Below are 20,350 nucleotides of genomic sequence, written 5' to 3'. Positions count from 1 at the left end.
TAGAAGAGTAACTTTATGACCATGAACAACGTTATTATTAAAACCGAGCAGAGTAAAAACGAGCAAGCCTATTTAGACTTGCTAAAACACGTCATGACTCATGGCACCGAAAAAGGTGATCGTACTGGAACCGGTACGCTTAGCCACTTTGGGGCGCAGCTACGTTTTAATTTAACCGACGGTTTCCCCTTATTAACCACCAAAAAAGTGCATCTTAAGTCCATCACCTATGAGCTTCTATGGTTTTTAAGGGGCAGTACCCACGTCGATTACTTGCAAGAAAACGGCGTGCGTATTTGGAACGAATGGGCGACCAGCGAGCAAACCGCACGCTTCAATCGTCCTGCGGGTGATTTAGGTCCTATTTATGGTCATCAATGGCGCAATTATGGTGCTACTAAAGACGAAGATGGTCGCTACAATAATGATGGCGTCGATCAAATTACCCAAGTCATCGAGCAAATAAAGACCAACCCCAATTCGCGCCGTTTGATCGTCTCTGGCTGGAATCCCGGTGAAGCAGAACAAGTTGCCTTGCCCCCTTGTCATACGATGTTTCAGTTCTTTGTTGCGGATAATAAACTCTCTTGCCAGCTCTATCAGCGCTCTGCCGATTTGTTCTTAGGTGTGCCGTTTAATATCGCTAGTTATGCGCTCTTGACCCATATGGTGGCGCAAGTTTGCGGCCTAGAAGTTGGCGAATTTATCTGGACGGGTGGCGATTGTCATATCTATCAAAACCACCGTGAGCAAGTCGAGTTACAGTTGACGCGCTCGCTGTATACGCTGCCAACATTGACGCTCAACCCTGATGTTAAAGATATTTTTGCTTTCAAATATGAAGATATCAACGTTGCTGATTACGAGTCGCATCCTGCTATCAAAGCGAAGGTTGCTGTATAGCGTTGGTCTTATTGACTGTTTTAAATAAAACCTGCATTTTAGAAGCTAATAAAAAGGATACGTTATGAGTTATGCCAACACCGAAGTTGCCCAAATCGCAGCTATCAGTAGCAATCGCTGTATTGGTAAAGACAATGAGCTACCGTGGCATATCTCAGCCGACTTGCAGCATTTTAAAAAGATGACGACCAAACAAAATGATGGCGCGATACAAGGTATCGTCATTATGGGTCGCAAGACGTTTGAGTCGATGGGTAGCAAGCCGTTGCCAAAACGTGTTAGTTTTATTATTAGTACCCAGCTAGATTATGCTGAGCAAAAAGGCCTTGTCGGCAAAGATAACGCTTATGTGGTACATAATTTAGATGATGCGCTGACGCAAGCAGCAAGTCTCGCTCATGGTGCGCATATTGATACGATTTGGGTAATTGGCGGCGAGCGCGTTTTTAGCGATGCGTTGATGTATACCGACCGTATTGAGCTGACTCATGTCGATACTGAAATTACTGATGGCGAAGCATTTTACCCCGAACTGCCAAGCGAATTTGGAGTAGCAGAAGCGTCTGAGCGGATGTACGATGATAAAAGTGAGTTAGATTTTAAATTTGTGACCTATAAAAGAAAAGCCACTGAATAATAGCGACTCTTTATTTAAAATCTATAAAATTAAGGCTGTCCTAGATAATTCTAGAACAGCCCCAATTTTATTTAGCTAATATTAACCAAGCTACTCATGCAATACTTTATAAACCGTTTTAGCCAAAATCGGACCAATACCCTGCACGCCTGCCAACTCTTGCTGCGATGCACCGAGCAATTGCTGCAAGCCGCCAAAATGATTGAGCAAGTCACGACGGCGCTTTTCACCCAGTCCCGGAATTACTTCCAACACTGACGATGAACGGCGCTTATCACGCTTTTTACGATGCGCAGTAATCGCAAAACGATGCGCCTCATCACGAATATGCATCAATAAATGCAGCGCTTTGCTATCCATGGGTAAATCAAGCGGCTCATGATCAATAAAGTGCAATACTTCAAGCCCAGCCTTACGCCCTTCGCCTTTTGCTACACTAATCAGCAAGGTATCACCAAGAATACCCAGCTCTGTCAGTACTTCTTTGGCTATTCCAAGCTGACCTTTACCGCCATCGATAAGCAGCAAGTCAGGCAGCGGCTGCTTTTTATAACGACGGGTCAGCACTTGCTTCATCGCGGCATAATCATCACCACCGACAATGTCATGAATCGCATATTGACGATAATCACGGCGACGCGAGCCACCTTGGTCAAAAACCACACAGCTACCTATGGTCGCCTCGCCCATCGTGTGCGAAATATCAAAGCACTCAATACGATCAATGGTTCGATCAGTGACGTCAGCCAAGACGTCTTTGAGTGCACCAAAACGCGCATGCAGCTCTAAATAATCGCCAAGCTTGGTTTTTAAGGCGTTATTGGTATTAAGTCTAGCCAAATCTAACCATTCGGCACGGTGCTCACGGACGCTGGTTTTGATAACGACTTTACTACCAAAATGGCTCGCCAGTGCTTCACTGATCGCAACCTGATCCGGTAACTCATGACTCAACATGATTTCTGCTGGTAAGTCATCTGTCACCTGAAAATAAAACGAGGTGATAAATGCTGATAAATTATCAGCAAGCGGCTCGCTGCTATCAACATCGGGGAAGTAGTTCTTACCACCAAGTACGCGCCCGCCACGGACAGTTAAGACATTGACGCAAGTCATGCCTGCTTGACTGGCAATAGCAATCACATCCGCCTCACCCTGTACGGTATAAACAGCTTGCTTAGCTTGTACTTCACGCAGCATAGACAGCTGATCGCGATAAAATACTGCTTTTTCAAAATCTAATTCTTCCGCAGAAGCTTCCATTTTTTCAATCAGCGCGCTATGAATATCACTAGAATCACCCTTTAAAAAACGAATGGTATTGCTGACGTCTTCTGCATATTCATCAGCTGATACCAAGCCCACACAGGGCGCACGGCAGCGTTTAATTTGATATTCAAGACAAGGGCGCTTACGCTGCTTAAAAAACGTATTGGTACATTGGCGCATTTGAAACATTTTTTGCATCAAGACTAACGTCTCTTTTGCGGCATGTGCGGAAGGGAAAGGTCCAAAAAAGCGCCCTTTTTGATGATTGCCCTTGCCGCGCCCATAAGCCAATCTTGGATAGGGCTTATCTGCTGAAATAAACACGTAAAGATAGGATTTATCATCGCGCAGTAGCACGTTATAAGGCGGACGATGCTCTTTAATCAGGTTTTGCTCGAGCAGTAGGGCTTCGGTTTCGCTACGAGTAATAATGGTTTCAATATTATGAATCCGTGCGACTAACGCGCGTGTCTTCGGATGATCAATTGTCTTAGCAAAGTAACTGTTCACACGACTTTTAAGCGATTTAGCTTTACCGACATACAGAATATCGCCATTTTTACCCAGCATTTTATAGACTCCTGGCAAATTTGGCAGGCGCTGGATTAAATGCTTAAGACGGGCTTTTTTATCGTCGACGAGGCTCGATGTGGAGACATTGACCATAGAATTTATTGCTCTCAAGATACTGATATACAGCTATTTATGGGGCGATAGTGAGCGTTTTGCAAGAACAGTTATCAGCTTAGCAATAACCATAAAAAAAGCCAGCACTATGGCTGACTTTTTTAGGTAAGTATAACTTTTTTAATGACGGAAATTTGGCATTAATGCTGGAATACCCGGCAACATACCAACGATAGCCATCACACCCGTTAATATCACAAAAGTAATTACAGGAATAATCCAGCGGCTCATCTTGGTTAGATTAGCACTACGCTCTTTAGAGCCAATCAAACCTAAATTATCAAGCACCAAGGTAATCGACCAACCAAAGGCTGGATTTACCAACGCTGAGGCAAAAACGACAATGGCAGCGGACTGGGTGGTTTTACCTTCACGTGTCATCTCCATCCCTGCTTCAAGCAGCGGAATAAAGACCCCGACAATGAGCGCCACACACATAACTGGCTCCCAAATTGCCAAGTCCATGGGATAACCCCAAACACCAGCGATGATACAGAAAATACCGGTTAAAATCGCACCGGCTGGAATCGGACGCTTCGCAATCGCTGCTGGTACAATATAAGTACCCCATGAGGAGGCAAAGTTTGCACCGCCAAGCAAAGAGCCTACAACCTGACGAAACGATGCACTAGTCATCGTATCATCAATATCCATCAGCACACGTTCGGTACGTTTAGGATAGCTGATTTTTTGGAAGACCTGATGACCCAAAAAGTCTGGTGACCACATGGCAACCGCCAACACCGCAAATGGCAGTACGACGATAAAGCTCTCAACGGTTGGTAATCCTAGCATCCAACCGGTGTTTTCTCCCCACCAATACATCGGGCTCATATTCGGTAGACCTGGTGCTGTTTTAAAAGCAAAAGGCGCACCCATAGCAAAAGCAACCCCGCCCCCTAGTAAGCAACTAAGCGGCACGGCAAGCCAGCGTTTTTGAAAATTCTCTAGCACCGCATACAGTATGATTGTGAGTAGAATCACCACAAAGGCAATATGTGCCATACCGATGCCTTCTGCCCAAGTGAACAGATTTTTAACTTGGGAGATGGTACCAATAAAGCCCAAATATAGTAGTAAACCACCGCACACGCCTTTACTGGTCAAGTTTGCCAGCAGACTTCCCCCTTTACTAATGGCAAGCAATAAGCCAAAAGCACCGATAAGCAGACCAAAAGCCATTGGATGACCACCAGCGGCTACGACAATAGGGATTAGTGGGATTAGTGGACCATGGGTACCCGCAAGGTTCGCTGTAGGTAGCAAAAAACCTGAGAATAAAATAACGAAGAACGCCACGATTAACAGCTCATAACGGACGTTTTCTAGAACAAATGCATCACCCAAACCAAGCGGTCCTGCAAAGGTGGCGGCAATGGCACCGACCATCACGACTTTGCCAATGGTTGCCGCCATTGCCGGAATCGTATCTTCATATTCAAAACGATAATCACGGAACGGCAAATTAGGACGCCAGCGCTTGGGCTGCATAATTTGTAATTCATGGTTCAGATAGGCGTTACGATTTTTAAAACTTGAATTGGGCTTATGTAAATCTACATAGCTACCTTGCAAATCACTATCAGAGGGGATTGGATGCTGCGGATTGGACCCTGAAGCGGGAAGCTGTGTATCACTCATCACATTTCCTTATGTCGACCGATGTTTGAGTGACTGCCCGTTCATTTACTAAACTTGCTATAAACGTTAAGCCACCAAAGACAAAATTGCGGCTATTGTATGCTATGAGCCTTTGAAATGCGAATTTATAACGATTAAAAGATACTATATGCATCGTTATTATTGATAACTTAAAGTTTCCATTTATGACTATCTGAAACTAATCAGATGCTTATATAATAAAAGGACATAAAATTACGCTATATCGACGGACTAATATGAGACTAGCTTAAGCTAAAACACACATTTTCTTTTTTGGCTAATGCGCCAACAATTATAAATACCATTACGATAAGTGATTAATAATAATAGAAAGTAACGATTAAAGTTCTGCTTCAGTTACGCTTTAGGTCTAGCGACTTTAGTTATTTTTAATTATGATGAATACCTTTTTATCAATCACGATTGATTAGTAGCCGTCTAAAAAATCAAGAAAAGGCCATAGGATAAATTTATGAGTTTACTACCCAGCAAACTTGAGACTCTAAAACGTAATGCTAAAAAAAACATTATGCCATTGCTCACGCCTTATCTGCTTAAGCTGCGTATCAACACTTATGCTCCCTATATCGGTGCCGGTATCAAAATTGAGCATATCAACCTTGATCAGGGCTTATGTGTAGTGAGCATGGGACTTAATAGTCTGAATAAAAATATCGTAGGTACACAGTTCGGTGGCAGTTTATACTCAATGATTGATCCTTTTTATATGCTGATGCTGATGCATCAGTTAGGTAGCAGCTACGTCGTTTGGGATAAAAGCTCACATATCGAGTTCCTTGCCCCCGGTAATAGCAAAGTCACTGCCCGCATGAAAATTCCTAGCAATGAAATCACAATTATTCAAGAATTGGCAAAGGACGGCGAACCCGTCTTTCGCGAATACCAAGTAGATATCGTCGACGATCAGCAAAAAACCATTGCTACCGTCACTAAAAAGTTATACATACGCCTGCGTAAATACAGTAAATCTAAAGATCAAAACAGCCGTATCGAAAATCTTGATGGCTAGGTTTAATATGGATAGTTTAAGCTAAAACTGCGAGCTCAAATCTTAAGCCCTCTAAAATCTAAATTTAAAATCCTAATTTAAAACTGCAGAAACAAAAACCCCAATCTGGCATGCGCACAGATTGGGGCTTTGTCTTTTTTGGTACTACCCGCTTATTTATATGATAAACCTATGAATAAGGGCTTGTATCTGATTCTTCTTTATTACTGAATCGCATAATAGACGGCTCAGCAATAAAGTAATATTAAGCACAATGCTTAAAAGCAGATACTGGATATAATCTAAGCGTCAGCTTTTGGCTTAACAACTTTAGGTGCACGCGGAGCAAGCTTCTCGCGGATACGTGCTGATTTACCAGAGCGCTCACGTAAGTAGTATAGTTTCGCACGGCGAACAGCGCCACGGCGTTTCACTTCGATGCTCTCGATAATTGGTGAATGCAATTGGAATGCACGCTCAACACCAACACCGCTTGAGATTTTACGTACGGTAAACGCTGAGTTTAAACCGCGGTTACGCTTAGCAATTACAACGCCTTCAAAAGCCTGTAAACGCTCACGCTCACCTTCACGTACTTTTACTTGAACCACAACGGTATCGCCGGGTGCAAAGCTTGGGCGCTCAATCAATTGAGCATTTTCGATGACCTGAACCAATGGATGCTTGTTGCTCATGAGAGTTATCTCCTCACATTAGATAATAGAGGCTTAACGCATATCACCTGTTTGTAATAATTAATCGCATCTGTTTTAATGAGACACAACGTAAGTGGGTTATGACAAACGGCCATTATGCTATGACTCGTTTTATTGTTGCTCAAAACTTTATTACTTAACTGTTTATCTTTATAGCAGCTATCAACGCTACTTTTTATCTGCTTTTGCCAATGCTTTTAACCACTTCGCTTGCTCTACCGTTGGGGTAAACGCTTGCCATAAGTCTGGACGCCGCATTTGCGTACGCTCAACTTGCTGGCTAAAGCGCCACTTCGCGATATTGGCATGATGGCCTGAAAGTAACACTTCAGGCACTGTCATACCCGCAAACTCATGCGGCTTAGTATAATGTGGGCAATCAAGCAAGCCATCGACGAACGAGTCTTGCTCAGCTGACTTATCATCACCCATAATATCAGGCAGACGACGTATCACACTATCCATTAGCACCATCGCTGGTAGCTCACCACCGGTCAGTACATAGTCACCCAGCGACACTTCCATATCCACATACCGCGACAATAAGCGCTCGTCAATGCCTTCGTAACGACCACATAATATAATCATGCCGTCATACTCAGTCATATCGACCACACTACTCTCGCTCAGCGTCTGCCCTTGTGGTGACATGTAAATCACCGGACAGTGCGCTGCGTCCATACGGCAACCATGTTGGCTGGCGCGCAGACGAGCATCTTCAATAGCTTGTGACAATGGCTCAGCCATCATTACCATACCAGGACCACCACCATACGGACGTTCATCAATACGGCGATAGTTGTCAGTGGTATAATCGCGCGGGTTAATGCATTCAATCGTGACCTTTTCCTGAGTCACTGCACGCGCTGTGATACCAAAATCACGAATCGTTGCAAACATCTCAGGAAAAATACTAATCACGGCAAAATACATCTGAATCCTACATACAAGCGTTTAAATAACGACTGACATGATGATTACGATATTAACGTTATGCTATTAACATGACATTAATAAGCACTAAATTAATAAGCACTGAATTAATAAGCACTGAATTAACAGGCACTAAACTAATAGTCGCTTTCCCAAGCTACCGTTACCGTTTTACTGGCCATATCGACCTGTATCACAGTTTGCTTATGCCAAGGTATCAGGCGCTCTTCAGCATCTAAACTGTCTGAGGTTGCCGTTACACGCATGATGTCATGGGCACCGGTCTCAAACATTTCAGTAATATCACCAAGATACTGGTCTTGCTCATTCATAACCCGCATACCAACTAAATCCGACCAATAATATTCGTCTTCATTAGGTTCTGGCAATACGTCTTGAGCAACCCAAATGGTAACACCATTCATGGTTTCAGCAATATTACGGTCAGGGACTTGCTCAAACTGAGCAACAAGTCCTGTGCCTTGCTCACGCCACGCTTTAACAGTTAACGGCTTCATGCCGGTAGCTGTTTTCATCCACCACGGCCTAATGTCAAATATTTCCGCGTGTTCATCGGTGTCGCTAAACACCCAAAGCCAACCTTTAATGCCATAAGGCTTTTTGAGTTGACCGATTTTCATAAGGGTACTAGCGTCTGGAACAGATGACATAACGGCTAACCTAACAATATATAAACAGCAGTAAATAAATCGCGCCCGTTCAACCACGGTAGTCAATTAAAACAGCGATAAACAGTTAATCGCGCATACTGGTCAGACCAGCTACGCTGTGTGTTCTAAAACTACGAGATAACGCTATTATCACGTTATCACTTTTTACCACTAAAACGCCTGCTTAAAAATTAAGCAGTCGCTTCAGTAGTAGCCGCAGCTTTGTTATAAGCTTTTGCTAATGAAGCAACGCGATCTGAAGGTTGTGCACCTTTTTCGATCCACGCATTGTACGCTTCCATGTTTAGGCGTACTGCTTCTTCAGAATCTTTAGCGAGTGGGTTAAAAAAGCCGATGTTTTCAATATAGCGACCGTCACGCGCGCGGCGTTGATCAGCAACAACTACTTGATAAAATGGGCGTTTCTTGGCACCGCCCCGTGCTAAACGAATAACAACCATGTGAATTCTCTCTTTCGCAGGTATACCAAAAAGGGCATAATTATATCACAGTCTTATTTTATTGAAAACATAAACTGTGCTTATTTAATTATTTATTAACAATAGCTTAAATCATCGTTGCTGTAAAACAAAATCCATAATCTGTACTCATTATTAGAATAATAGGCTCGTATTTTTCCGCCTATGTGAGCAAGCATTTTGTAATATGAAAGCTACCAGCGCCGCTATTTGATTATGCTATCCTAGTATCTACCATTGCATACCAATATCTTGGACTCATATGACGACCCCAAATACTCAATTGCCTCATAAAAGCTGGCTGCCACGCTCTTACTCCAACAGTTGGCTGACCACCTTGATGGTCGCTTTTATTGTTATCATCAGTGTCGGGGTATCGATTTTATTTTTTTGGCGTAGTCTGTATTTACCAGAGCTTAAAAGCCATGCACGCTATTTGACCAGTGAGCTACGGTTAATGAATAGCGTCAATCAAGATTGGAAGGACAATCCTGAAGTACGTCAATGGATTTACCAGCACTCTCATGTAGTGGTCGTAGACAATCCAAACGACTTTCCACAGATTGCGGATAAAGCTTTTGTCGGTGTCTTTACCGATGTGCTAAAACGCGAAATCGGGGCGCAGTTGGGCCGACCGGTGGAGGTGTATTTTAAGTTTAAACCGACCCCGCAGCTTTGGGTACAAGACAGTCGTGATAGTAGTTTTTGGATTCGCGAACCGGTGGTTTATTATTCTCAGTACAGTCCGACCTTATTAATATTGTTTTTAATTGGCCTACCGATTTTAACGCTATTGACCATCATTCTATTGGCACGTCAATTAAATCGCCCGTTACGTTATTTACAGCGTGCAGCGACCAACTATATTCGTCTCGGTCATGCCACCACTTTGCCAACCCGTCATGGTCCTACTGAGATTCGCCAAGTGAATATGGCCTTTAACCACTTGTTTACGACGCTCAATCAAGCGCAAAAAGAGCGCACGATTATGCTTGCCGGTATCTCACATGATTTGCGTACACCGCTGACTCGGATGCGTTTAACCGCTGAGATGCTGCCTGATGAGTTTTTTCGTGAAGGCTTGATTTATGATATTGAAGATATGGATGCTATTTTAGAGCAGTTTATCTCCTTTATGAAAGATGGCTCTGATGAACCGGTACGCCTCACCAATTTAGATACCATATTTAATGAGATTATGGTGCAGTTTGCACCAATGCAGTTTATTTATCAGTCAGAATGTCACAAGGTCGTCCCCGTACGGCCTATGTCCATTAAGCGCCTGATTGTCAATCTGGTAAACAATGCCAAACGTTATGGCAAGCCGCCTATTTATCTATCAGCAACGGTTGTACCAACCTTTATGGAGACAGAGGTAATAGAGGATAGCGATGTGGTGACTGAAAATGCGGTCAACAAAGAAGCAAAAGAGCAATTGATAATATGTGTGCGCGACTGTGGTGGTGGCGTTGCAGAAGACCAATTAGAGCGTATTATGCAGCCGTTTGAGCGGGGTGAGTCAGCGCGTACTACTCAAGGCAGCGGTTTAGGCTTAGCGATTGTCGATCGTATCGCGCGCTTGCACCATGGGACAGTTGAGGTCATTAATCATCCGGATGGCGGCCTACAGGTCTGCGTACATATTCCTTTGATCTCTAAAGTTGCTGGAGAACAACCATTGGATGCCAATACAGATAAAACCCCTATGGCTGCTAAAACAGTAAATAAATAACGCTAAAAATGAAAAATCTGACTAAAAATACAAACGATAAAATTTTTGCAGCTATTTTATGCGGTAAATACTATTCTCTAGTGCCAATGATAGGCGGAATATACTCAGCGCTGTTGGTAAACGCTAAAGGCTGGATTATGTCTTCCTGCGCCGCTTTTAAAGTCTGAGTCGTGGTTGGTTGCTGCAGAAACAAGTAATACCCTAGCGTTGCGGCATTCAATACGACTAAACCACCAAATAAATATGGCATCCTTTGCCCTCCTCTATTTTCGACTATATTATTCTACAAGCTATAGTCGATTATTTTTAATTTTGCACTGACTATAAATGATTAAGCATCAAAATCGCGTTCGCTCTTTTCTTGTGTTAACTCATCAGCAGCAAGAACTTGGGTCAGCGGTTTAATCGGCCAGGTCATGACAAATCGCGCACCGCCCAAATCGCGGCTCTCATCTACTTTCATACTGCCATTAAACCAAAAAGCGATACGTGAGACGATAGATAAGCCTAACCCGTAGCCACCTGAGGCACGCGTACGACTATCATCCAAGCGTGAAAATGGAATAAACACCTTTTCACGATCTGCTTCTGAAATACCGTGACCGTCATCTTCTACGCTGACAAAGGCATTGCCCTTTTTAACTCCAGCGCTAATAATAATAGTGCTCTCCGCATAGCGTAAGGCATTACCTGCCAAATTTTGAATAACGCGATGCAAGTAGCGCCTATCGGCTACTGCGCTCACTTTAGCATTTGGCAGCTTAGTCACTATTTTGATAGGCTTACCTAAAGCATTGGTTTCACGCTCAATCTGCTCAAGTAATTCCCTAAGGTTCACCGGCTCCAAATCTAGTTTTGGTGAGCCTTCTTCAAGTTTCGCATACGTTAATATCTCATCAATCAGACCGTTCAGCGCCTCAATATCTTCATCAATAAAGTCACGCTGACTGAACCGCGAGTCTTCATCATCAGTATCTGCCAGCATATCAACAGCAAAGCGGATACGTGCAACCGGCGTACGCAGTTCATGGGAGACCGCGCGGGTCAACTCGCGCTGCGACTCAATCAAACGCTTAATATGGGCAGTCATCGCATTAAAGGTCGCTGATAGACGCGCAATTTCATCTTGCCCAATGACCTGTACTTGACTATCAAGATTGCCTTTACTAACTTCATTAACACCCACTTGAATCAGTTGTAGTTTGCGCTCGAGCGGGAAAATCAGCGCATAAACGCCCAAACTGATTAAAAACATACTGATCAGAATCATACTGACGATTAAATTAAGCGGGAAAAAATTAAACAGAGGGACTGGTCCTATCAAAACCGCCATATCATTTATTTCAGATGGCACAACAACTTTAATAGACGAATTGCTTTTACTGCTATTAGTATCTTGCAATAAAATGACGACCTCATCACGGCGCAAGCGTGCCATCTGATCAGGATCTAAATCGAGTGTATTTACGGCTTTAAATGCTAACGGAAACGAAAATTTTTCTTCCAACTGCGCTAAACGTGCACGCTTATCAGACAAGGTACTGTAATAGGACAAATCATCTAATAGAAATACAGCAATTGCCCGTACATGCTGTTCGGTGACTTGTGATATGCGGGCGGTTAAAACACTTTTATTGTCTGGTAACCGGTAATAAACATCAGCGTACATCGGCTGACTGACATAGCGAACGACAGTATTTCCCTTCTCAAAGCGACGCAATTCACTGGCATTGAAGTCCACCTCATCGATGGACAAAATACTGAATTCTGTGCCAAACAAACTGCTTGCATCAGCTAGCCAATAATCACGTTGCGCCTCATTTTCTTGGTGAGTAAGACCTTCGCTTACTATATGAAAAGCCCCTGTTGCCATGTTTTCACGGTAAGATTGAACGCGTTCTTTATTGATAGTATCCATCAATAGCTGGGCAAATAATGCCACACACAAGCAGACTATTAATAATCCTGCATAAATACGAACAAAAATACTGTGTTTGAGAGAAGAGACTAATGACATACGTGCCGTAACCAACCTAATGAATAAGAGTTATTGATACCATGATAAATGTAAGCAACTGCGGTTAAATCAAAAACAAATAGCGGCTGTTTTTAATGGCTGCTTTTTGAATACTGCGTGTTATATATCATAACGGATATATGATAAATATTTGCTATTGTATTTATCTGACATTTACTTAACTGGCGTATTAAATTATCGCTTAATTAAACCACATAACACAGCGATTAAGTTTAAAAACTTAAAATTTAAACCATAAAAAACCAGCTTCATGCTGGTTTCTTATTAAATAACGATTAATGCTAAGGGTTTGCGTCGAAAAGAGTGTATTAGTTGCCTTCTTTAACGAACAAATACCCTTTACTACGGACGGTTTTGATACGTTTTGGATTCTCTGGATCATCACCGATTTTTGGACGAATACGCGAAATACGTACGTCAATAGAACGATCTTGACCGTCGTATTCGATACCACGTAGGCGCTCAAAGATATCTTCACGCGACAAGATACGACCGGCATTAGAAGCCAATAACCATAATAAGTCATATTCAGCACTGGTAAAATCAACCAATTCTTCGCCTAGCATGACTGAACGACCACCGTTATCGATGATAAGCTCGCCAAACTCTAAACGCTGTGGCACATCTTCTGAGGGTGCATTTTCTGAGCGACGTAATAATGCACGAATACGTGCTAATAATACACGCGGCTGAGCAGGCTTAGCGACGTAGTCATCCGCACCCATCTCAAGACCCAATACTTGATCCATATCTTCTGTGCGCGCGGTCAGCATCAAAATAGGATTTTGGTAATGTGGGCGTACCTCACGGCATACAGTCAACCCATCGCTACCAGGAAGCATAACATCAAGCACGACCAAATCTGGTTGTTCATTGACAATACGACGAATGGCGCGATTACCATCCGTTTCAATCGCAACTTCTAAACCATTTTTGACCAAATAATCTTGGGTCAACATGGCCAGACGCTCATCATCCTCAACAATCAAAATTCGTGGGGTATTGTCATCATCATTCGTTGTCATTGTTATATCCTCTAATACATCTCATTTAAAAGCAGTCAAAGTAAGAGCGGTAAAATTAATAGCACCATCAAGCAGTGCAATTGATGTTGGTATAGCTGTTACAAACTTGGTAGCACAGTATACTATTAAACCTACAGCTTCCTATACTATAGCGTATTGTTGGTAACAAAACCTATAAACTACATCCGCTAAAACTTTAGTTTGCGTCCAAAAATCATCCCTTTTATAGCGAACAAAAGGAATAAGATAGCTTTTATTCAATAATGATTTTTTATCATATTCAAACGATTACTTACCAAGCTAGATAGCCAAATAATACAGACACACTTAATCAAAATCAGGGCAAGTAACTTGATACTTAAAGTTTTATTTTCCAACCCCTAATATAACCATATATTGCCATTGTCGCTAGCGACTTTTCCAGCAGTTTATAAAAAACTTTTAATTCGTTGATGAGGATTCTATTAATACAGTGTATCTCTGTGGGAGTTAAACATAAAAAGCCAAACGATGGTAAAAACAGACATATAAAAAGGTAGTTATAAAAAGACAGGCATAAAAAAACAGCCCATCATGGACTGTTTTTTATTATCGTAGAAAAAGCTAAAATAAATAGTTAACCTTACTAACAAAAAATACTAAGCACGGTTTTTGTACTTACGAATAGTTTGTAGCTGAGCGACAGATTCTGCTAATGATGCTAAAGCAGCATTGGTCTGTACGGTATCAGACTGGTTGACCAGCATTTGCTCGGCTTTTTTGCGTGCTTCAACGATTTTACTTTCGTCAAGATTGTGCGCACGCATAGCCGTATCAGCCAATACGGTCACCATTTTTGGCTGTACTTCTAACACGCCGCCTGATACATAAATTACTTCTTCTGAACCATCTGGGGTTTGCACACGCATTGCGCCAGGCTTAAGCAAAGTAATAAGCGGGGTGTGACCTGGCAATATACCAATCTCGCCTTCGGTACCACTAGCTATTAACATGCTAATTTCGCCTGAATACAACTCTTCACGAGCACTTACGACGCGACATTGTAACGTTGCCATACTTAATTCCTTACCATCAAAGCGCGATCAAAAAACAGTAAAAACTGCGATGCGTTACTAAGAAGTAGATATAAGATTTATATTATACCTACTCGTTAGACAATACGAATACAACTTACGCTGCAGAAGACTTCATTTTTTCAGCTTTAGCAACAACTTCATCGATGCCGCCAGCCATGTAGAAGGCTTGCTCTGGTAAGCTGTCATACTCACCCGCGATGATTGCTTTAAAGCTCGCAATGGTATCGCGTAATGGCACATATTTACCAGGTGCGCCAGTGAAAACTTCCGCTACGTGGAATGGCTGAGATAGGAAGCGCTGGATTTTACGAGCACGATAAACGACTAGCTTATCTTCTTCTGATAACTCATCCATACCCAAAATTGCGATGATGTCTTTAAGTTCTTTATAACGCTGTAGAACTTCCTGAACACCACGAGCAACGTTGTAATGCTCTTCACCGATAACCAATGGATCTAGCTGACGTGAGGTTGAATCTAGTGGATCAACCGCAGGATAAATACCTTGTGAGGCGATATCACGGCTTAGTACAACCGTTGCATCCAAGTGAGCAAATGTTGTAGCTGGTGATGGATCCGTCAAGTCATCCGCAGGTACATATACTGCTTGTACAGAAGTAATTGAACCTGATTGCGTAGAAGTAATACGCTCTTGCAGCATACCCATCTCTTCAGCTAGTGTTGGCTGATAACCAACGGCTGATGGCATACGACCTAACAGTGCTGATACTTCAGTACCGGCTAGTGTATAACGATAGATGTTATCAACGAATAGCAATACGTCACGACCTTTGCCAGTGGCAGGATCTTTAGTATCACGGAAGTATTCAGCCATGGTCAAACCAGACAGTGCAACACGTAAACGGTTACCCGGCGGCTCATTCATCTGACCGTATACCATCGCTACTTTAGATTTACTAAAGTCTTCGGTATTAACAACGCCAGCTTCTTGCATTTCGTGATAGAAGTCATTCCCTTCACGCGTACGCTCACCGACACCCGCAAATACTGATAGACCTTCGTGCTTAAGCGCGATGTTGTTGATCAATTCCATCATGTTGACGGTTTTACCAACACCAGCACCACCAAACAGACCAACTTTACCACCTTTAGCAAACGGGCAAAGTAAATCGATTACTTTGATACCAGTTTCTAGCAGCTCAGTACTGTTTGATTGTTCCGCATAGCTTGGCGCTTCGCGATGAATTGACCAGCGCTCATCTGCCGCAACTGGACCTTCTTCATCGATAGGACGACCAAGAACATCCATGATACGACCTAGCGTACCAATACCGACTGGAACAGAAATCGGGCCACCAGTATTAGTAACCGGTAGGTTACGCTTTAGTCCTTCAGTAGAACCCATAGCAATCGTACGTACGATGCCATCACCCAGCTGTTGCTGTACTTCTAAAGTGGTTTCGGTGCCATCAACTAGCAAAGCATCAAAAATCTTAGGTACTTCGTTACGGTTAAACTCAACGTCAAGAACCGCGCCAATAATCTGTACAATACGACCGCTACTCATTGCGTTCTCCTGAAAATTCTGTATATAGTGGGTTTCATAAAGGGTTTCAATTATGAAACAGCAGCAGCACCGCCAACGATTTCCGAGATTTCTCGGGTAATCGCCGCTTGACGCAGCTTGTTATAAACCAACTGTAAATCGTTAATTAGGTCGCCAGCATTATCTGTCGCCGCTTTCATCGCAACCATACGTGAGGACTGCTCAGAGGCAATGTTTTCCATTACCGCTTGATAGACGATCGATTCAATGTAACGTCCAAGCAACTCATCAATCAATGTTTTGATATCAGGCTCGTAGATATAATCCCAGCTCAGTTCTGTTTGAATGCCGCTCTCTTCTTCACCAAACGCACTTTCTGGTAAAGGTACCAACTGATTAATGGTTGGCTTTTGCGTCATCGCATTAACGAACTTATTATAAACCACATAAATGCGATCTATTTTACCGTTAGTATAATCATCAAGCATCGCTTGAACCGGTGCGTTTATCTGCTCAAAAGTAGGTTTATCACCATAATCAGTCACTGCTGCAGTGACCTTGCCACCAAAGCTTTTAAAGAAGCTGACACCTTTAGAGCCAATCACGGCAAATTCAGCTTGTACAGACTGGTCTTGGTATTGCTGGATACTTTTAGATAAGGCTTTAAATAAATTAATATTTAAACCACCCGCTAGACCACGGTCGGATGTGATGACAATATAGCCAACTCTATCGACTGGACGGCTTACCATATACGGATGTTTATAATCTGATGAGGCATGCACCAAATGCGAAATAACCCGGCGCATACTATCAGCATACGGGCGACCCACTTCCATGCGCTCTTGGGCACGGCGCATTTTACTAGCCGCTACCATTTGCATAGCGCGAGTAATTTTCTGGGTGCTTTGAATACTGGTGACTTTGGCACGTATTTCTTTTAAGTTTGCCATAATGATTCCAATATAAGAGGGTTAAAAAGCATTGGCGCATGCAACAATATTTTAATATAAAACAGTATTCTTATTAACAATGTAGCATGGCATCATTGTTTTAATGTTTCAATATCTTGTGGCATGACGCAACCATATACCATTAGTTGTGACTAAAGTGGCGCTGCTGTCTTAATAAAAAGCTTATCAGACAACGCGCCACTCCATAAGCTCTAACACTAAAGCCACAACAAAACTGGCTTAACCCGTTAAATTAATAACTGTGATTTTGTTTAAAGGTCTCTAAAGAGGACTTTAAACGACCTGCGATATCGTCGTTATAATTCGCAGTGTCATCAATCTCTTTCATTAAGTCAGCTTGCTCATCATGCATATAACGTAAGTAAGCTTCTTCAAAAGAACCGATTTTTTCAACAGGTACGTCTGCTAAGAAGCCTTCGTTTGATGCATAAATAACAGCGGCTTGCTCAGAGATAGACATTGGCTGATATTGCTTTTGCTTCATCAGTTCAGTCACACGCTCACCATGATCAAGCTGTTCGCGCGTTGCGTCATCAAGATCTGATGCAAACTGTGCAAATGCTGCCAATTCACGATACTGAGCTAGTGCGGTACGGATACCACCCGATAGCTTTTTGATAATCTTAGTCTGAGCTGCACCACCAACACGCGATACCGAGATACCAGCGTTCACAGCCGGACGGATACCTGAGTTGAATAGGCTTGATTCTAAGAAAATCTGACCATCAGTAATTGAAATTACGTTAGTCGGTACGAATGCAGATACGTCACCAGCTTGGGTTTCAATGATAGGTAGCGCGGTTAAAGAACCAGTTTTACCAACCACTTCACCATTGGTGAATTTTTCTACGTACGCTGCGTTTACGCGTGATGCGCGCTCAAGTAAACGTGAGTGTAAGTAGAATACGTCACCAGGATACGCTTCACGACCTGGCGGACGACGTAATAGTAGTGAAATCTGACGATAAGCAACGGCTTGTTTTGATAAGTCATCAAAGACAATCAGTGCATCTTCGCCGCGGTCACGGAAGTATTCACCCATCGTACAACCTGAGTACGGTGCGATATACTGGAGTGCTGCTGGCTCTGACGCTGAAGCGACTACAACAGTCGTATATTCAAGGGCGCCAGTTTGCTCAAGCTTACGTACGACGTTGGCAATGGTAGAGCGTTTCTGACCGATTGCAACATAGACACACTTAATACCAGAGGCTTTCTGTGCAATGATCGCATCGATAGCCATCGCGGTTTTACCCGTCTGACGGTCACCAATGATAAGCTCACGCTGACCACGACCGATTGGAATCATGGTATCAACAGATTTATAACCAGTCATGACTGGCTGATCAACTGATTGACGATCGATAACGCCTGGGGCGATCTTCTCGACTTTGTCGGTCATTTTGGCATTAATAGGACCTTTGCCATCAATAGGGTTACCTAAAGCATCAACAACACGGCCTAGCAACTCAGGACCTACCGGAACTTCAAGGATACGACCAGTACAATAGGCTTTTTGACCTTCTTGTAGTTTTAGGAAGTCACCCAGTACTACTGCGCCAACAGAATCACGCTCTAAGTTAAGCGCCATTCCGTAGACTTCACCTTCAAACTCAATCATTTCGCCGTACATGGCATCTTCAAGACCATGAATCTGCACGATACCGTCAGATACTTTGACAATCGTGCCTTCATTCTTTGCAGTTGCACCCGCATCAAGGTCTTGAATGCGCTGCTTAATCAGGTTACTGATTTCCGCTGGATTCAATTGTTGCATTGCCTTGTTTCCTTTAATTTATGATAACCCGCCACTGACGTAAATGCTCTTATATCACGCATGCTTGATAAGCTACGTTGACGATTGGCATTAGGCCGTTAGCTGTGTTTTTAACTGTTGTAACTTGCCGCGCATCGAATCATCAATGACTTTGTCACCGACTTTGATCGTAACGCCTGCCAAGAGACTTGGATCCACCGATTCATGAATCACTACGCTCGCATTTAGCGAAGCAGCAAGACTTGCTTGCAGCGTATCACGCTGTGCATCGGTCAATGGATAAGCAGAGGTCACATAAGCGTCAAGCTGCTTTAAGCTTACTGCCTTATGACGGCGATAATGCTCATAAACTTCAGGAAGCAGCGCCAGACGCTCTTGCTCTGATAACTGTTTAACGAAGTTACTAAGTGCTACTGATACTTTTGGATAGCTGGCGTTGCTGTCATGACGAGCCCCTTGGGTCTCACCTAATAACTGCTTAAAAGCAGAATCACTAGCGCTAGCTACTTGCGTATCATAAAGATCGACCAAAGCAGCTGACTTATGCTCAGCAGAAACAGCTGGATTGTCTAGCCAAGTACTGAACGACTTGTCGTTGACAACGGTAGCCGCAACAAACAAGAAGTTTTCCCAGTCATTTACTGCCCCGTTTTCATTGGCATAGTCAAAAGCGGCTTTAGCGTACGGTCGTGCTAAGGTTGATAAGTCAGCCATGTTATCCTCACAATTACAGCTTAGCCGCCAGCTGATTTAACATACTGGCATGTTTTTGCACATCGACTGTGTCTTGCAAAATCTTCTCAGCACCAAGGACAGCCAGTTCAGCTACTTGGGCACGTAATGACTCACGTGCTTGATTGATTTCTTGGTCGATTGCCGCTTGTGCTTGTTGGCGAATGCGCTCGCCTTCCGCTTGGGCTTGCGTTTTAGCATCTTCAACAAGTTGATTGGCGCTTTTGTTCGCTTGCTCAATTAACGCAGCAGCTTTGGTCTTAGCCAGATTAAGCTCCTGCTGTACATCTTGCTCCGCGGTCGCCAAATCTGCTTTTGCTTTTTCAGCAGCATTTAAGCCTTCAGCAATTTTACGCTGACGGTCATTAATAGCGCCGATAAGTGGTGGCCACACGAATTTCATGCAGAACATCACAAAGATTGCAAAAGCAATGGCTTGACCGATGAGGGTAGAATTGATATTCACGTGATCACCTCTTTGTTAATGAAAAATCAGTTTCATTGATCATATTTGATAGCCAAA

General features: G+C 43.1%; 19 protein-coding genes. 4 read left to right on the top strand and 15 right to left on the bottom strand.

Going from position 1 to position 20,350, the window contains the following annotated elements; genetic code table 11:
- Positions 1 to 15 precede the first annotated feature (15 nt).
- Together CAN34_RS08575 and CAN34_RS08570 are read left to right on the top strand one after the other, a co-directional pair.
- A complete protein-coding gene (locus CAN34_RS08575) occupies positions 16 to 903 on the top strand; it encodes a thymidylate synthase (RefSeq protein ID WP_089555287.1) in 888 nt (295 codons plus the stop codon).
- Between the two features lie 64 nt (positions 904 to 967).
- A complete protein-coding gene (locus tag CAN34_RS08570) occupies positions 968 to 1,540 on the top strand; it encodes a dihydrofolate reductase (RefSeq protein ID WP_089555286.1) in 573 nt (190 codons plus the stop codon).
- 90 nt (positions 1,541 to 1,630) lie between these two features.
- On the opposite strand, the gene uvrC is transcribed toward CAN34_RS08570, so the two are convergent.
- Together uvrC and CAN34_RS08560 are read right to left on the bottom strand one after the other, a co-directional pair.
- A complete protein-coding gene (gene uvrC, locus CAN34_RS08565) occupies positions 1,631 to 3,475 on the bottom strand; it encodes an excinuclease ABC subunit UvrC (RefSeq protein WP_089555285.1) in 1,845 nt (614 codons plus the stop codon).
- Between the two features lie 141 nt (positions 3,476 to 3,616).
- A complete protein-coding gene (locus CAN34_RS08560) occupies positions 3,617 to 5,137 on the bottom strand; it encodes a DUF3360 family protein (protein WP_089555284.1) in 1,521 nt (506 codons plus the stop codon).
- Positions 5,138 to 5,630: 493 nt separating this feature from the next.
- Between CAN34_RS08560 and CAN34_RS08555 the strand changes: the two genes are divergently transcribed.
- Positions 5,631 to 6,188 carry a DUF4442 domain-containing protein gene (locus CAN34_RS08555; RefSeq protein ID WP_089555283.1) on the top strand — a complete coding sequence of 186 codons (558 nt, stop codon included), beginning with the start codon at positions 5,631 to 5,633 and terminating at the stop codon, positions 6,186 to 6,188.
- A gap of 281 nt (positions 6,189 to 6,469) precedes the next feature.
- Here the strand turns inward: CAN34_RS08555 and rplS are convergent, their stop codons facing one another.
- From rplS to rpsP, 4 genes are all read right to left on the bottom strand, one after another.
- Positions 6,470 to 6,862 carry a 50S ribosomal protein L19 gene (rplS, locus tag CAN34_RS08550; protein ID WP_079692808.1) on the bottom strand — a complete coding sequence of 131 codons (393 nt, stop codon included), beginning with the start codon at positions 6,860 to 6,862 and terminating at the stop codon, positions 6,470 to 6,472.
- 189 nt (positions 6,863 to 7,051) lie between these two features.
- Positions 7,052 to 7,816 (bottom strand): tRNA (guanosine(37)-N1)-methyltransferase TrmD, encoded by a 765-nt coding sequence (gene trmD / locus CAN34_RS08545; RefSeq protein WP_089555282.1) that lies wholly within the window; start codon positions 7,814 to 7,816, stop codon positions 7,052 to 7,054.
- 137 nt (positions 7,817 to 7,953) lie between these two features.
- Entirely contained in the window at positions 7,954 to 8,487 is a 534-nt protein-coding gene (gene rimM, locus CAN34_RS08540) for a ribosome maturation factor RimM (RefSeq protein ID WP_089555281.1), read from the bottom strand.
- Between the two features lie 191 nt (positions 8,488 to 8,678).
- On the bottom strand, positions 8,679 to 8,948 hold the full coding sequence (rpsP, locus tag CAN34_RS08535) for a 30S ribosomal protein S16 (RefSeq protein WP_079692811.1): 270 nt from the start codon (positions 8,946 to 8,948) through the stop codon (positions 8,679 to 8,681).
- A gap of 280 nt (positions 8,949 to 9,228) precedes the next feature.
- On the opposite strand from rpsP, the gene CAN34_RS08530 reads away from it, so the two are divergent.
- The gene (locus tag CAN34_RS08530; RefSeq protein ID WP_089555280.1) at positions 9,229 to 10,698 is read left to right on the top strand and encodes an ATP-binding protein; all 1,470 of its coding nucleotides are present in this window, start codon (positions 9,229 to 9,231) and stop codon (positions 10,696 to 10,698) included.
- A 70-nt stretch (positions 10,699 to 10,768) separates the two neighbouring features.
- Here CAN34_RS08530 and CAN34_RS08525 read toward each other — a convergent pair whose 3' ends face one another.
- From CAN34_RS08525 to CAN34_RS08485, 9 genes are all read right to left on the bottom strand, one after another.
- Complete coding sequence (locus CAN34_RS08525) at positions 10,769 to 10,948, bottom strand: hypothetical protein (protein WP_089555279.1); 180 nt, start codon at positions 10,946 to 10,948, stop codon at positions 10,769 to 10,771.
- 81 nt (positions 10,949 to 11,029) lie between these two features.
- Complete coding sequence (locus CAN34_RS08520) at positions 11,030 to 12,715, bottom strand: ATP-binding protein (RefSeq protein WP_089555278.1); 1,686 nt, start codon at positions 12,713 to 12,715, stop codon at positions 11,030 to 11,032.
- A gap of 329 nt (positions 12,716 to 13,044) precedes the next feature.
- Positions 13,045 to 13,761 carry a response regulator gene (locus tag CAN34_RS08515; protein WP_079692815.1) on the bottom strand — a complete coding sequence of 239 codons (717 nt, stop codon included), beginning with the start codon at positions 13,759 to 13,761 and terminating at the stop codon, positions 13,045 to 13,047.
- 638 nt (positions 13,762 to 14,399) lie between these two features.
- Positions 14,400 to 14,816, bottom strand: coding sequence for a F0F1 ATP synthase subunit epsilon (locus CAN34_RS08510; RefSeq protein WP_089555277.1), 417 nt, complete (start codon positions 14,814 to 14,816; stop codon positions 14,400 to 14,402).
- Between the two features lie 115 nt (positions 14,817 to 14,931).
- Positions 14,932 to 16,365, bottom strand: a complete 1,434-nt coding sequence (gene atpD, locus CAN34_RS08505) for a F0F1 ATP synthase subunit beta (RefSeq protein WP_079692817.1) — start codon at positions 16,363 to 16,365, stop codon at positions 14,932 to 14,934.
- A gap of 50 nt (positions 16,366 to 16,415) precedes the next feature.
- A complete protein-coding gene (atpG, locus tag CAN34_RS08500) occupies positions 16,416 to 17,297 on the bottom strand; it encodes a F0F1 ATP synthase subunit gamma (protein WP_079692818.1) in 882 nt (293 codons plus the stop codon).
- Positions 17,298 to 17,550: 253 nt separating this feature from the next.
- Complete coding sequence (atpA, locus tag CAN34_RS08495; protein WP_079692819.1) at positions 17,551 to 19,095, bottom strand: F0F1 ATP synthase subunit alpha; 1,545 nt, start codon at positions 19,093 to 19,095, stop codon at positions 17,551 to 17,553.
- A 90-nt stretch (positions 19,096 to 19,185) separates the two neighbouring features.
- On the bottom strand, positions 19,186 to 19,809 hold the full coding sequence (locus CAN34_RS08490) for a F0F1 ATP synthase subunit delta (RefSeq protein WP_089555276.1): 624 nt from the start codon (positions 19,807 to 19,809) through the stop codon (positions 19,186 to 19,188).
- A 13-nt stretch (positions 19,810 to 19,822) separates the two neighbouring features.
- Complete coding sequence (locus CAN34_RS08485; protein ID WP_079692821.1) at positions 19,823 to 20,293, bottom strand: F0F1 ATP synthase subunit B; 471 nt, start codon at positions 20,291 to 20,293, stop codon at positions 19,823 to 19,825.
- Between the last annotated feature and the right edge of the window lie 57 nt (positions 20,294 to 20,350).

This window comes from Psychrobacter sp. DAB_AL32B (genome assembly GCF_002224105.1).
GTDB lineage: Bacteria > Pseudomonadota > Gammaproteobacteria > Pseudomonadales > Moraxellaceae > Psychrobacter.
Note: the sequence above shows the minus strand (reverse complement) of the source record. Positions and strands in the feature narration are given on the sequence as shown.

Coding starts and splice junctions, on each gene's coding strand:
- CAN34_RS08575 (WP_089555287.1), top strand. CDS start 16: ATGACCATGAACAACGTTATTATTAAAACCGAGCAGAGTAAAAACGAG.
- rpsP (WP_079692811.1), bottom strand. CDS start 8,948: ATGGTTGTTATTCGTTTAGCACGGGGCGGTGCCAAGAAACGCCCATTT.
- CAN34_RS08570 (WP_089555286.1), top strand. CDS start 968: ATGAGTTATGCCAACACCGAAGTTGCCCAAATCGCAGCTATCAGTAGC.
- CAN34_RS08530 (WP_089555280.1), top strand. CDS start 9,229: ATGACGACCCCAAATACTCAATTGCCTCATAAAAGCTGGCTGCCACGC.
- trmD (WP_089555282.1), bottom strand. CDS start 7,816: ATGTATTTTGCCGTGATTAGTATTTTTCCTGAGATGTTTGCAACGATT.
- rimM (WP_089555281.1), bottom strand. CDS start 8,487: ATGTCATCTGTTCCAGACGCTAGTACCCTTATGAAAATCGGTCAACTC.
- CAN34_RS08490 (WP_089555276.1), bottom strand. CDS start 19,809: ATGGCTGACTTATCAACCTTAGCACGACCGTACGCTAAAGCCGCTTTT.
- rplS (WP_079692808.1), bottom strand. CDS start 6,862: ATGAGCAACAAGCATCCATTGGTTCAGGTCATCGAAAATGCTCAATTG.
- uvrC (WP_089555285.1), bottom strand. CDS start 3,475: ATGGTCAATGTCTCCACATCGAGCCTCGTCGACGATAAAAAAGCCCGT.
- atpD (WP_079692817.1), bottom strand. CDS start 16,365: ATGAGTAGCGGTCGTATTGTACAGATTATTGGCGCGGTTCTTGACGTT.
- CAN34_RS08555 (WP_089555283.1), top strand. CDS start 5,631: ATGAGTTTACTACCCAGCAAACTTGAGACTCTAAAACGTAATGCTAAA.
- CAN34_RS08560 (WP_089555284.1), bottom strand. CDS start 5,137: ATGAGTGATACACAGCTTCCCGCTTCAGGGTCCAATCCGCAGCATCCA.
- atpG (WP_079692818.1), bottom strand. CDS start 17,297: ATGGCAAACTTAAAAGAAATACGTGCCAAAGTCACCAGTATTCAAAGC.
- CAN34_RS08525 (WP_089555279.1), bottom strand. CDS start 10,948: ATGCCATATTTATTTGGTGGTTTAGTCGTATTGAATGCCGCAACGCTA.
- CAN34_RS08510 (WP_089555277.1), bottom strand. CDS start 14,816: ATGGCAACGTTACAATGTCGCGTCGTAAGTGCTCGTGAAGAGTTGTAT.
- CAN34_RS08515 (WP_079692815.1), bottom strand. CDS start 13,761: ATGACAACGAATGATGATGACAATACCCCACGAATTTTGATTGTTGAG.
- CAN34_RS08520 (WP_089555278.1), bottom strand. CDS start 12,715: ATGTCATTAGTCTCTTCTCTCAAACACAGTATTTTTGTTCGTATTTAT.
- atpA (WP_079692819.1), bottom strand. CDS start 19,095: ATGCAACAATTGAATCCAGCGGAAATCAGTAACCTGATTAAGCAGCGC.